Annotated in this window: 13 protein-coding genes; 3 read left to right on the top strand and 10 right to left on the bottom strand. The window is 39.7% G+C overall.

The window, feature by feature from the left end:
* From M3196_RS18465 to M3196_RS18450, 4 genes are all read right to left on the bottom strand, one after another.
* The gene (locus M3196_RS18465; RefSeq protein ID WP_251323814.1) at positions 1 to 1,302 is read right to left on the bottom strand and encodes an Nramp family divalent metal transporter; all 1,302 of its coding nucleotides are present in this window, start codon (positions 1,300 to 1,302) and stop codon (positions 1 to 3) included.
* A 161-nt stretch (positions 1,303 to 1,463) separates the two neighbouring features.
* Positions 1,464 to 2,099 (bottom strand): FMN-dependent NADH-azoreductase, encoded by a 636-nt coding sequence (locus tag M3196_RS18460; protein WP_251323813.1) that lies wholly within the window; start codon positions 2,097 to 2,099, stop codon positions 1,464 to 1,466.
* Positions 2,100 to 2,128: 29 nt separating this feature from the next.
* Complete coding sequence (locus M3196_RS18455; RefSeq protein ID WP_251323921.1) at positions 2,129 to 2,275, bottom strand: hypothetical protein; 147 nt, start codon at positions 2,273 to 2,275, stop codon at positions 2,129 to 2,131.
* 262 nt (positions 2,276 to 2,537) lie between these two features.
* Positions 2,538 to 3,107, bottom strand: a complete 570-nt coding sequence (locus M3196_RS18450) for a nitroreductase family protein (RefSeq protein ID WP_251323812.1) — start codon at positions 3,105 to 3,107, stop codon at positions 2,538 to 2,540.
* Between the two features lie 153 nt (positions 3,108 to 3,260).
* Between M3196_RS18450 and M3196_RS18445 the strand changes: the two genes are divergently transcribed.
* A complete protein-coding gene (locus tag M3196_RS18445) occupies positions 3,261 to 3,575 on the top strand; it encodes a MerR family transcriptional regulator (RefSeq protein WP_251323811.1) in 315 nt (104 codons plus the stop codon).
* A 33-nt stretch (positions 3,576 to 3,608) separates the two neighbouring features.
* On the opposite strand, the gene M3196_RS18440 is transcribed toward M3196_RS18445, so the two are convergent.
* The 3 genes from M3196_RS18440 to M3196_RS18430 are packed head-to-tail and all read right to left on the bottom strand — an operon-like array spanning position 3,609 to position 6,641.
* Positions 3,609 to 4,337 carry an exonuclease domain-containing protein gene (locus M3196_RS18440; RefSeq protein WP_251323810.1) on the bottom strand — a complete coding sequence of 243 codons (729 nt, stop codon included), beginning with the start codon at positions 4,335 to 4,337 and terminating at the stop codon, positions 3,609 to 3,611.
* Positions 4,334 to 5,308 carry a DUF294 nucleotidyltransferase-like domain-containing protein gene (locus M3196_RS18435; RefSeq protein ID WP_251323809.1) on the bottom strand — a complete coding sequence of 325 codons (975 nt, stop codon included), beginning with the start codon at positions 5,306 to 5,308 and terminating at the stop codon, positions 4,334 to 4,336. Before M3196_RS18435 ends, M3196_RS18440 begins: the two co-directional genes overlap by 4 nt.
* Before the next feature lie 58 nt (positions 5,309 to 5,366).
* Entirely contained in the window at positions 5,367 to 6,641 is a 1,275-nt protein-coding gene (locus M3196_RS18430; RefSeq protein WP_251323808.1) for an ammonium transporter, read from the bottom strand.
* A gap of 212 nt (positions 6,642 to 6,853) precedes the next feature.
* On the opposite strand from M3196_RS18430, the gene M3196_RS18425 reads away from it, so the two are divergent.
* Positions 6,854 to 7,051, top strand: coding sequence for a hypothetical protein (locus M3196_RS18425; protein ID WP_251323807.1), 198 nt, complete (start codon positions 6,854 to 6,856; stop codon positions 7,049 to 7,051).
* A 314-nt stretch (positions 7,052 to 7,365) separates the two neighbouring features.
* On the opposite strand, the gene M3196_RS18420 is transcribed toward M3196_RS18425, so the two are convergent.
* Together M3196_RS18420 and abc-f are read right to left on the bottom strand one after the other, a co-directional pair.
* Positions 7,366 to 8,340 (bottom strand): bile acid:sodium symporter family protein, encoded by a 975-nt coding sequence (locus M3196_RS18420; RefSeq protein ID WP_251323806.1) that lies wholly within the window; start codon positions 8,338 to 8,340, stop codon positions 7,366 to 7,368.
* A gap of 374 nt (positions 8,341 to 8,714) precedes the next feature.
* Positions 8,715 to 10,445, bottom strand: coding sequence for a ribosomal protection-like ABC-F family protein (abc-f, locus tag M3196_RS18415; protein WP_251323805.1), 1,731 nt, complete (start codon positions 10,443 to 10,445; stop codon positions 8,715 to 8,717).
* A 397-nt stretch (positions 10,446 to 10,842) separates the two neighbouring features.
* On the opposite strand from abc-f, the gene M3196_RS18410 reads away from it, so the two are divergent.
* Positions 10,843 to 12,372, top strand: coding sequence for an ATP-binding protein (locus tag M3196_RS18410; RefSeq protein WP_251323804.1), 1,530 nt, complete (start codon positions 10,843 to 10,845; stop codon positions 12,370 to 12,372).
* Positions 12,373 to 12,661: 289 nt separating this feature from the next.
* Here M3196_RS18410 and M3196_RS18405 read toward each other — a convergent pair whose 3' ends face one another.
* Positions 12,662 to 13,396 carry a DUF4362 domain-containing protein gene (locus M3196_RS18405; RefSeq protein ID WP_251323803.1) on the bottom strand — a complete coding sequence of 245 codons (735 nt, stop codon included), beginning with the start codon at positions 13,394 to 13,396 and terminating at the stop codon, positions 12,662 to 12,664.
* Positions 13,397 to 13,410 lie beyond the last annotated feature (14 nt).

The following is a 13,410-nucleotide window of genomic DNA, read 5'->3' as shown; positions in this document are numbered from 1 at the left end:
CTAAAACAGCTTTTGCAGTTCGTTAATTCCGAGGTACGCAAACATGAGGAGACATCCGATCAATACAGCGTTTGTTACCCATTTATTTCGATACTCGGCATCCACTTTTTTCGAATTCAATAAAATAATAAGGGAGATTGCCAGAAACGGCATGAACAATGCACCTAACACTCCGTAAATAATAATGAGCTGTACTGGTTTTCCTAAAAAGAAGATCAGCATTGGCGGAAATGTAAGCCAAGCAAGATACGCTCGGTATGATTTATCTTTTTCAGATACCGGCTTCACTTTATGCAGTTCTTCTTTTTTCGTTCGAATCGTTCTTAAGAAGTCAGCAAACAGATATGGCACCCCGTTCCATACCCCAAGAAGTGAAGTAAACGCTGCTGACCAAAAGGCAATTAGAAAGAGCCAGCGCAGAGGTGTTCCGAACTCCTGACCCAATAATCCGGCAAGATCCAACAAACCTTTATCCCCTTCTAGTTTCACATCGGTCCCGAACAAGAACTTAGCTCCGATCACTAATGCTGCCATTGTAAAGATTCCGGTAATGACATAAGCTGCTTTCGTGTCCAGCCTCATGATCGGGATGAAACCTTTGCCTTTCCAGTCCTTCTCTTTTAGCCAATACCCATAGGACGCCATCGTAATCGTTCCTCCGACACCGCCTATTAAACCTAACGCGAGCATGAGAGATCCTTCTGGCATACGTGGCACAAAGCCGCCAGCAAATTCACCGATTGAAGGCAAAAAGAGCAGGGATGTCCCAATAATCGTGATGAACATGACCCCGATTAAAACCGTCATGATTCTTTCAAATAGCAAGTAGCGGCCTGTCCAAACAAGTGCAAATCCAACTAAAGAATGAATGATTGCCCAAGCCCAGATTGGCATGATCGGGAGCATGGCGTGCATGCCTAATCCGCATGTCATCGCCGCAGTTGCTCCATAAATGTAACCCCAAATAACAGAGTAAACTCCGAAATATGTAGTTGCCCATCTGCCAAGTGAATGCCAGCCTTGAAGAATCGTTTGTCCTGTAGCTAGGTACCAGCGTCCAACACCTTCGTTTAAGTAATATTTTAAAATAGCCCCGACTAAAATAGCCCATACGAAGGTCATACCGAACGATGTTCCGATGACGATCGCTGTAATCATATCCGCTGTACCTACTCCAGTTGCAGCAACAACAAACCCAGGTCCTATCATTTTGAGCTTTTGTGATAAAGTTCGAGGTGAAGATGGGCTTGTGCCAGCTGTTGCGTGCTGCCTATCATAGTTCAAATTCGTTTCACTTTTCAAGGTTTTGCTCCTCCTTTTTCTTCGTTTTAGAAAACGTTTTCAAAATAGTATTTATCTATTATGACACAGTTCAGAAAATTTGTTCAACTACTAGTTTATAATTGTAATCAAAATAAAAAGCCCGTGTACCACGGACTTTTAAACATGAATCGAAAATTTTATTAAAAGGTATGTGCCAGATCTTTAGCTCTTGCAATAGCATTCTCTTTTATCTCTTGTGCTTTATCAGGCATTGCTGCATGTCCTTCTACAAAAAGTCCTTCAAAAGAAGGAACTCCGAAAAACTGCATAATGATGTTTAAATAACGGTGCCCCATTTCCATTTCAGCTGCAGGTCCTTCCGAATAAATACCGCCGCGAGCCTGAATATGCAGTGCTTTTTTATCGGTTAAAAGCCCTACTGGACCCTGCTCTGTATATTTAAAGGTCTTTCCAGCTACAGCTACAGAATCAATATAAGCTTTCATGACTGGCGGGAAGGAAAAGTTCCACATTGGGGTTACAAACACGTATTTGTCTGCAGAAATGAATTGATCACATAATTCTGTGAGCCTTCCTACTTTTGCTTTTTCTTCAGACGAAAGTTCCTCAAATCCCTTTCCAGATTGAAGCTTCCCCCAACCGTTAAAAACATCCACATCGATTTGAGGGATATTTTCCTTGTATAGGTCCACATTTATAACCTCATGGGATGAATTTATTTCTTTATAACTTTCGATAAATGCTTTTCCTGCAGCCATACTATAAGATTGAGTGTCATCATGAGGATGTGCTGTTATAAATAAAACTTTTGTCATATTAATACCTGACCTCTCTATATTTCTTATTATTCACCAGTTTCAATAAAGTAAGGGTTGCCGCTGATCTTTTCCCTGACTTCATCTGTTAATGTAAAAGGTTCAATAGTCATTTCGGCTTCCGAACCATCATTGCTATGTAAACTGCCGTCATAGTGATTTGGTTTATTTTCCAAAACATTCACCTCCACATTTTAGTGTGAGCCATTGGTTTACAAATGATTCACTGAAAGTTCAAGAAAATACCGGGTGAAAATTTAACAATAAAAGAGGCTATCTGTTTTACAGATAGCCATAGCCATGTTATTTCATTAATTAGCGAGATTGTCCGCCAAATTGAGATTAAGCTTGTGCAACAAGACGTTTAGTGATTTCATCACGTACAGAATCCGTTAGCACGAGAAGTAGTGTCCGCTCCAAGGTTTACAATAAAAAAATTCAGTTCATCCACACTGTAAAATTTTCAAATCCTGTTTTCTTTACTGGCTTTGGAGCTAAATCAGGATATCCCATATAGATAAAACCCGCCAATTCTCCTTTTTGGGTCAGTCCAAAGAAATCTTTAACCTTTGGGTGGTATGTTATCGCACCTGTTCTCCATATTGCTCCGAGCCCAAGTGCATGTGCTGCAAGCAGCATGTTTTGCACAGCACTGCATACGGCAGCATACTCTTCTTGATGAATGACATTTTTCTTTTCGCTCGGTTCCACTCCAACAGCAATAATGACCGGTGCCCTTAACGGATTGTTCTTTGCTTTCTCTGCTTTCCTGTTTAATTCATCAGCCTCTAAATCCACATTTTCCGTCCGTGTGATTTCTTCCAGGACAGCCCCTAGTTTTCCTCTGCTTTCTCCTCTCATAACAAAAAAGCGCCACGGCTCAGTCCGGTAATGGTTCGGTGCATATGTTCCAGCTTCAAGAATTTTATCAATAAGATCTTCAGGAACTGGCATGTCTTTCACTTTTCCTATGCTTCTCCTCGTTTTAATCGCTTCGAAGATATCCATATAACCCCTCCTCCCTTTAAAAAGTATTCCCTCACCGAGATTATTATCACCAAAGCTGTATCACCGCATAAATTAATGTAAGAAAACCTTACACAAATGTGATACAATAAATAACAATATTCTGAAAACAAATCACGTAGGAGGAAAAACTAAATGCCAAATGATAAAACATCCTACAAGGATAAAAAGGTTATATCCATCGGTATCATTAGTGAACTGACCGGTTTATCGGAACGGAAAATCCGTTATTACGAAGAGAGAAAGCTGATCTTTCCTGAAAGAACCGGACGAGGTACGAGAAAATACTCTTTCTCTGATGTGGAAACGTTGATGGAGATCGCTAATCAGATTGAAGATGGTGTACAAACCTACGAGATAAAAAAAGAGATGTCTAAAAAACAAAAACGAGATGAACGAAACAAAATGATCCGCGGACAGATCAATGCCCAATTCAATATTCGAAAATAAAAACAGCTGGCAACCTGATATCGGCGCCAGCTGTCATTTTGAAAGCTTTTCATATACGTCACTTAACGTTTTAAATCCCAGTTCATGAATTCTTCTTACATAGTTACTCCATAGTTCAGCAGTCATCTTTGCATCTCCCAAGGCGTGATGCCTGTCTTTTACAGGAATCCCACAATGATCACAGCAATCTTCCAGCCGAATTGCGTTTAGGTCTGGTTCTGCTATTTTTATAATAAATGAAGTGTCTACGATTCTGTGTTTAAACCGGCTCCGGAACAGCTTCCAATTGAAGTGCTGAAGAAAACTCTTCTCATGACTTGCATGATGGGCAACGAGAACATCACCTTTAACAAATTCATAAAAATCGATCAGCACTTTTGAAAGCTCTGGTGCTTCTACTAGATCATCTTGCCTTATACCGGTTAACTGTTTGATCTCTGGTGAGAGTTCACGGCTGCAATGTGCAAGTGAATAAAACGTCTCCTCATGCTTTACTTCCCCGCCTTTCACTCTTACCGCACCTATAGAGAGGATTTCGTTGCCTTGATCAGGGAAGAATCCAGTAGTTTCTAAGTCAAACACAACAACATTTAATTCGTCCAGCGGAACGGTTAAACTCTCCTCAATCTTCAGTTCTTTTTCGAGCTGCCGCAAAAAGGCAATATGCTGAGGACTTGATTGTCCTTGGAGTGAAGCATATACGCCAGAATTTATTCTTCCCTGTACTTGTTTCATGAATTGAATGAATGGATTTATTCTCACCTTCTCATCATTCCTTTGATGACTGACTGTGTATAATCCTGAAGTTTTTCCCCGTTCTTCAAGATGTGCTTAAGGTCTTTCTTTTCATACTTACTAAGCTCTTTTACATCCAGGTAGTGAATATCCTCATAATTCTCGGTCATTTTTTTATGATGCATAAGCCGATAGTGAAGCAGCTTGTCGAAATCTTCTTTGCAAGATTTAAGCTCTTGAACATAGGTGGAGTTCCTAGAAAGCTCATCGATTCTCGAAAGGGTCGAAGTCACCTCTACACTTTCTTTCATCGCTAACAAACGAACCGCATTTACATAAGGAAAAAATCCTGACTGTTTTAAATCGATACTCCCTGCATGTGATCCGTGTGTTTCTGGGAGCAGCTGATGGAAAAAGCCGACCGCCTTTTTTACATGCATCGTATTTTCTAAAAACCTTTCCAATAGGTCTGGCTTTTGATTGATAAAGTCATGTATGTGCTGCTTAAGATGGAGAACGTATTCTGCCTCACCAACCAGCGTGCGCGCATCGTAAAAGATCAGGAGAAAACGGATACTCTCAAAACTCTCTTCTTTAAGCCACCCTGCAAGCTGTTTCTTCCAGCTTTGTTTCGATCTGCACCAAACGGGATTAGAACTCATCACATTGCCGTCACAATAAGGGTAACCTGCCTCATGCAAGCCAAAAGCCAATTCTTTCCCGAGCTTTTTAAAGTATCTATTCGTTTCCTCGTTCTCTTCTTCATAAATAAGACCGTGGTCTTGATCACTTATGATTGCCTGTTCATATCTTCCTGCACTTCCCATGACGAACCAGGCATACTGACATGGAGGCAGACCAGATTGCTCGTTTACTTTTTTCAAAGCAGCTTCAAAAACCTTCTTCATTAATGAATCATGAAAGGCATTTAATTCATCCGAGGTTTCTTGTTTCTCGATCTCGTTGTTTCGCCATTTTTTAATTTCTGTATACGGCATAAAAACACATCCTTGTGTAAAAGCATTGAGGATATCCCCCAATGCTGTTTACCTCTTATTAATTTGCGATTCTATTTTTCTCTTCGTTCGCAATAAAAGCCTCCGGATAACCATAGTTTCCGTGTTCACTTACATCCAAGCCGATAATTTCTTCTTCCTCACTGACACGCAATCCTTTCATCACTTTTTTCATCGCATATAAAAGAACAAAAGAAACAACGAAAGCGTAAATTGCGGACACTGTGACTCCCATTGCCTGAACACCCAGCTGTGAGAATCCTCCGCCATAAAATAGACCTGGCTTACCGACAGCAGCGAGTTCCGGTGTTGCAAAAAGTCCTGTTGATAATGTTCCCCACACACCAGCTGCACCATGGACAGACAATGCATAGATCGGATCATCCACTTTTAATCTATCGAAAAATTTCACACTATAGAATACTAATATCCCTGCTACAAACCCGATCACAACCGCAGCCCATGTTTCAACGAAAGCACAAGATGCTGTTATAGCTACGAGTCCTGCCAAAGCACCATTCAAAATCGTGGGTATATCTGATTTCCCAAGAACGATCCATGAAATGATAAGTGCAGCAACCGCCCCAGCACCAGCAGCGATGTTCGTGTTCAACGCTACGAACCCGAAGAATCCATCATCTACTACAAAGGTACTGCCGCCATTGAATCCGAACCAGCCGACCCATAAAACGATAACCCCTAATGCTGTGTACACTTGGTTGTGGCCAAAAATATTGTTAGCTGTCCCATTTTTATTGAACTTCCCAATTCGTGGTTTGAGTAAAATTGTTGCCGCGAACGCAGCCATCGCGCCTGTTAAGTGAACAACTGTAGAACCTGCAAAGTCTTGTTTGCCGTGTTCAGCAAGCCATCCTCCTCCCCAGATCCAATGGGCAACTACTGGATAAACAAGAACGGAGAAAAGAATTGCGAACACGAGATACGCAGATAACTTTGCACGTTCAGCAAAACCGCCGAACGCAATGGTTAAAGAGATACCTGCAAACGCAAGCTGAAAAAGGAAAAAAGCTGCCGTGGAATAAGGCATTCCATCCGCTTGATCACCTGAATAGAAAAAGTTAGACAGACCGATAAAGAAATTTGAGTTTCCGCCAAATATAAAACCATACCCTACTGCCCAGAATACGATGGACGCTAATCCAAACGTAAAGACCGTTTTCCCGGCAATATGACCGGCGTTTTTCATTCTTGTCGAACCTGCTTCAAGTAAAATAAAGCCACCTTGCATTAAAATAACTAACAATGCACCAAGTACTAACCAGACACTGTTTAAAGAAAATAAGATTTCTTCCATTTTGAACGCCCCCTGTATGTGATATTTCTTTCATTCTATACAGTTCTGACGCAGATTCTACTTCCATGTCAGATAATCTAACATGGTTTTTAACATCGAATAACTCTGTTTTGGTTTCTTTACTTTTCTATTACAAATATTTGAAGAATAAAGGGACAACGAACTAGAAAGGAGAATTAATTATTATTCTGAAATATGAAGGGGGTTCCATTTTGAATAAAGATCATTTTGAATTGTTTCTAGTAGAAGCTGCCATTGAAAATAGACTGCATCGAGTGATATATACTGTACCTACTGTACCAGAAGCGTATGAAAAATTTATGGGAGAAATAAAGGGCAACCAAGATATCCAAAAAATTAAATCACTTTCCGTAAAAAAAGGTACAATCCCAATGGACATTTTTAAATAACATTCTATATGAAGGGAAGGGAACTTCCTTTTCGGAAGTTCCCTTTTTTTAGTATTTTTTTGCAAAGAAGATTTTTGTAAACATTGTTGCTTTTGAAAGTAGTTGATTTCCGTTCCAGGTTGCTCGCTTTCCGCGGGGCGTGCGGTGAGCCTCCTGCCGCTCTGCGCCATTAGGAGTCTCACCTGTCACACTCGTCCCGCAGGAGTCTCACACCTTGCACTCCAATCAACTTGTCAATGAAGTGAATGAAAAAGTAATCATTAGCAACAATCTTTTAGAAAAGAGCTCTTAGCCTTTCGCAAACACTATTCGTATTAGAATGTATTGACTTCCGCATCATGTAGCTCGTTTGCCGAGGAGCGTTCTTCAGCTCTTTTTCCCCACCATGTAGCAAGGAGCGGACCTGAAATGTTATGCCAAACACTGAAAATGGCACTTGGTACAGCAGCGAGCGGTGAAAAATGAGCAACCGCCAGTGCCGCACCCAAGCCGGAATTCTGCATACCAACCTCAATGGAAATCGCTTTTTGATCGGCAAAATTAAGCCTTAACGCTTTTGCTAAAAGAAAGCCCATTAAAAGCCCCAGCACATTATGGAGAACAACAATCGAAAAGATCAACAGGCCCGTTTCAGCGATCTTCTCGGCATTCACTGCTACAACAGCAGATGCTACGGCAACGATTCCAACAACTGAAATAAGCGGCAATACGGCAATGCTCTTTTCCACCTGTTTACGAAATAAAACTTTTACAACAATACCTAAAACGATAGGTACGAGAACAATTTGTACGATAGATAAAAGCAGGTCACCCGCTGAAACAGCAAGCCATTTACTCGCAAACACCAGAGTTAGTGCCGGAGTTAGGATGGGTGCTAACAATGTTGATACAGATGTTACCGCAACGGATAACGCTGTATTGCCTTTCGCTAAAAAAGTCATTACATTTGATGCTGTACCACCTGGACAGCACCCTACTAAAATGACACCTACTGCTACTTCTGGCTCCAGACGGAAAAGTACAGCCAGTCCGAAAGCTAATAAAGGCATGATCGTATATTGGGCGAGCACTCCGACAATAACACTTTTAGGCTGTTGAAAAACAGCTTTAAAATCATCAAGCGATAATGTCAGTCCCATTCCGAACATGATAATACCCAGTAACAGGGCAATGTGGGGAGCGATCCATGTGAATCCTCCCGGAATAAAAAATGCTAAAATGGCAAAAAGAATCACCCAAACCGCAAATGTCCTGCCCGCTGCTTTACTCACTTTCTCTAAAAAAACCATGGTTCTCACTCTCCTTTTTAGAGAGTATAAACTAGTTATCAGAAATTTCAATATATATTCAGTTAAAAGTTGAAATAATTATTTTTAAAGCAGCTTTATGAGATCACATTTTTTATTAGGAGTTAACACGAGTTTTGTCGAAAATCGTGTTTATTCAAAATAACGTGGGATTTTTGTGGTTTAACGTGGGATTATTTTGATTAACGTGGGATTATCATCTCGTGCCTTAAAATAGATTAAGAGATGTTCGATTGACGTGAACATTTACCATTAATGTCCCTTCCAAAAATACATCCTCTTTCTTAAATAAATGTTTTGAACAAAAAAAGACTAACACAAAAGGTTTTGTCCTATTGTGTTAGCTTTTTTCTTCTTTATAGCATTAATTTCAGCTGTTTTTTTCTTTCCATGCAGCTTTTCAGGTCCTGATCCACTTGTATATATTCATCCGACCCCGTTTTACAGTAACTGATCTTCCCAAGCAGCTCTGTAATTTTATTCTCAATCAAAGCTAGTTCCTCAGCCAGGTCTTGATCTGCTTTTGTACGTTTCTCTACTGTTCTTTCTTCATATTCTCTTAATCCCATCTCGTACCGCTTAATTTGACTGTTTTCAATGATTAGTAATTTATCGCAAAGCTTCTCAACGAAAAATCTGTCATGTGAGACGATGATGAGGGTACCATTAAATTCAGTAAGTGTTTCTTCAAGCTGCTCCCTGCTCGGCAGGTCCAGATGATTGGTTGGTTCATCAAGGATAAGAACGTCGTAGTCTTGAAGAATCATCTGAACAAGCTTCACACGCGTGCGTTGCCCTAGACTTAAGTGAGAGATTGGTTTGGATAGTTTAGCGTTATCTATCCCCATATTGGCGAAGATGGTTTCTGTCTTTATGATCTGATCCCGTTCAGCTAATTCTAAATATTGATAGACATTCTTTTCTTCAGGAAGATCACTGACGTCCTGCGACAAATAGGCGATTTTCATCGATTCACTTTTCCAGATGGACCCTTTCGTTAACGACTCCTCTCCAAGAAGCATCTTAATAAAGGTCGTCTTACCCGCTCCGTTCGAACCGAGCAGACCGATCCTTTCACCGTGCTTGATGTAAAAGTGGCTTTTCTCGAATAACAGATTGTCGCCAAACTGCTTTGTTAACCCGCGAGCTTCAATCAATCTCTTTCCTCTTTTTCCGGCAGCATCGAAATGAAAAAACACGTCTGTCTCTTCTTTTGGCTTATCAACACCCTTTTTGGCCAACTCCAAGTTCAACCGGTTCAACTTGGATTTCACTTGGTTATCCTTTTTCTTCGCTTTGGCACGTTCAAACTGTTTGAGGCCCATCTGCCTATTTTCAGATAGAGAACCGCCTTTTCCCGCTTGCCTGTGTGCTTTTTCAGCAAAGTTCTTTAGTGTGCTGACCTGTTGTTCGATCATTGCTACCTTTCGCTGCTGTTTTTCATAATCACGTTTCTGCTGTTCATAACGGCGGTGTTTCTCAGCACGATATGCGGAATAGTTTCCCTCATAAATCGTCAGCTTGCCGTCTTCGATCTCAAAAATTTTATCAACCGTTTGATCAAGAAAACGGCGGTCATGAGATATGATCACAGCTGCACCAGCATTGCGGTTAACCTCTTCGGTCAGCCATGTGATTCCCTGAAGGTCCAGATGATTGGTTGGTTCGTCTAAGATTAAAAACTCTGGATGGTTTGCCCAGATTTTCGCTATCGACAGTTTCAGTCTCTCTCCCCCGCTTAGGTAATGGAACTGTTCTCGCTCAATGATTTCTTTTTGAAGACCTAGCCGTTTACTTGTCTGAAACAATTCTTCAGCACAATCTAACAATTCACTCTCAACATCAAGCGAATAATCTGTTGATTGCGGCAGATACCCCATTTTCAGGTGTGCCGGCCACGTTGTTATAGATCCATTGTCAGGCTCGACACTGCCCATCAGCATTTTCACCAGCGTTGTTTTCCCGCTTCCGTTCCAGCCGACAAGCCCGATCTTCTCCCCTTGCCTGATTTCAAAGCTTATATCCTTTAAGATTTCTCGTTCTCCAAATTTCTTCTGCAGGTTCTTTACTTGTAATACGATAGACATGCAGCATCACCTCGTTTTTGTGTTTATATAATTGGAGGCAAAACAAAAAACCTCCCTGGAGATCCCAGAGAGGTTGGTTACCGCATGCGCGCTTATACACCTATCCAAATAAACACAAAAACAAAAATTTTGTGTGAAATCATATTCGGAATGATGGTACTTGTGTACGCAAAATGGGCAGACTGATCCTATTCTCCAGGTCTCACTATTTATGAGTTAGCCTAAGAAAATAAGATTTTTCCACATCAGCGCAGTACCGTTCCTTTCCCGTATGACTTCTTTCATTTAATAGTATATTTTGGAAAAAACAAAATGTCAATTGTAATTGAAATAAAGGGAATTGTTACTAAAATGTCTAATTAAATATTATTCAGATTTTGTCGAGAGGTGAAGGAACGTGAATACAGAGGTAAGTTTGTTCGGTTATATGCTGCAAATGCGCAGTCATCTATTAGCAAATAAAATAACCGAGATACATAAACTAAGAAATCATTCACCTGAACCTGAGAGGATAGAAATGATTGAGTGGCGCAGCAAGCTATTTCAGCATTTGGGTTATGCTTTATGTGAAGACTTCGAGAAGGCTCAAGAATATATTCAGCAGTGGGCAGACTTAAGAGAGCAAGCAGTTCCCCACGAATACTCATTAACTTATTATTTAAACTCAGTTTTTTATTCCCGTAGCATCATTCTAAATGTACTACATAATGAAATTAATGATAGTACACTACCATCCTCTGCACTGCTTGAAATCTTAAAAATTATTGATCCGTTATTAGATCACGCAACAAGTTCTTTAATTAACAACTATACAATAAACTCGTATAATACAGAAACAGATGAAGACTTAATTATTACATTAGAAGAGCTAAAAGATTTTAAATTCGCATTAAATGAGGCAACCATTTTCGCGGTAACTGATTCGAACAACACAATTTCCTATGTGAATGACCATTTCTGTAAAATCTCGAAATACTCGAGAGACGAATTAATAGGAAAAGATCATGGAGAAATCTTCAAGTCCGGCTATCATACTGAAGAGTACCTTGATAACATCTGGCACTTGATCCAGCAGGGAAAAGTGTGGAAGGGTGAAATCTGCAACAAAGCGAAAGACGGGACCTTGTATTGGGTTGATACCACCATTATTCCTTTCTTGAATTTTGATGGGAAGACCTATAAGCATATCTCGATCCAATATGATATTACAGAACAAAAGAAAACAGAAGAGATGCTTCTTAAGTCAGAAAAGCTTTCATTAGTTGGTGAACTTGCAGCAGGACTTGCCCATGAGATTCGAAATCCGCTTACGACCATTAAAGGGTTAGTTCAAGTTCTGCAAGAAACAACTGCGGATAAAAAAGCTCTATATTCAGATATCATTCTTACTGAAATAGATCGGATCAACTACATTGTCAGCGAATTTATGGTATTGGCAAAGCCACATGCGGTTTATTTTAATGAATGCAATTTAACAGATATCCTCAAGAAAGTGATCTACCTGCTTGAAGCAGAAGCAAACCTAAAAAATGTCGTGATCATCAATGATATTGCAAATGAAGATGTGACTTTGCATGGAGAAAAGAATCAACTCACACAGGTTTTTGTGAACTTATTTAAAAATGCGATGGAAGCATTGCCGAACGGCGGGGTTATCCGGGTTTCAACCGCTGTAGTCAACGATAATATCAAAATATCGATTGAAGATAACGGTGTCGGCATGTCTGAAGAACAAGTGAAAAGAATCGGTGAACCGTTCTATACGACAAAAGCGATGGGAACAGGTTTGGGATTAATGGTCAGCTACAAGATAATTCAAAACCATAAAGGCAGTATTTCCGTTAAGAGTGAATTGAACAAAGGAACAACATTTGATATCATGCTCCCTTTAGTAGGGAATAAAGCAAATATACAGCAATTCAAATAAAGCATAAGGAAAAGATGTCCTTTCGATAAGACATCTTTTTGTTTTTTGAGAATTTGTTACCGATATCCTTTGGCTATAGTGCTTTTTCTTTTATTTATTACACGTTCGCCCGGTAGAGGCGAGTTACACCCCAATTCTTTGTCGTTTCACCCCGTAACATTTTAATTTCCAACCCCTAGTAGTCTTTTTTAGCGTGGAAAAAAGAAAAATTAATAAAATAAAAAAACTAACACCAATAGAACAATTAAATCCTCTATTTGTGCCAGCTTTTCATTTAATAACTCTACTATTATTTATGTTCTAGTACTTTTATAATCGTGTCTGCAACCCCTGTTAAGTCTTTCGCGTCTTTGCCTGAATCACATTCAAACCATTTGTAATGTCTTTTGCCTCCATTAATCCAGACAGTCAGCTCATATTGAATGTTTGAATCAGGACAGGATTTCTTCAGCTTTTTATCCTTTAAAAAATCAATGTAAACTAGGTTTTTAAACACGATGTTTTTTTCTTTGTTAGGGAGTTCCGTTTTGTTCGTATCAATCATCTTTTCAAGATTCTCACCATATTTAAGCGCAAAATCGAAACGATCTTCTTTTAAGGTATCGTATCTCAAATAAAAAAGTTCAATACTGCCTCTCTTCTGACATTTCTCTAAAAGTACTGTTGTTTCCGTGTTTGTTTCTATAACCCGAAAATCTTTACATTTATCTTTTGTTACTTCTTTAGTTCCATACGCGTCCTCCCTACTATCGTGTGTATATTGATAGTCTTGACCGTCAAACTGGACATTTTGATAGATTGGATCACCTTCAATAGTTCGCTGCATCATACGTATTTCATCTTTTTCATATTTGGCAATACGCTTCGTAAATTCATGAAAGCGATCTGCATTCTCAATTCCACTATACGAGATTATGATTTCACCAGAGTTAACTTTATCTGCTTTTTTGGTTTGCTGTGGTTCCTCTTGTGAACAAGCAGCTAAACATAATACAGCTGACAAAGCTATTATTAATTTTCTCAACATTTCACCTCTTT

This window comes from Fictibacillus nanhaiensis (genome assembly GCF_023715445.1).
GTDB lineage: Bacteria > Bacillota > Bacilli > Bacillales > Fictibacillaceae > Fictibacillus > Fictibacillus nanhaiensis_D.
Note: the sequence above shows the minus strand (reverse complement) of the source record. Positions and strands in the feature narration are given on the sequence as shown.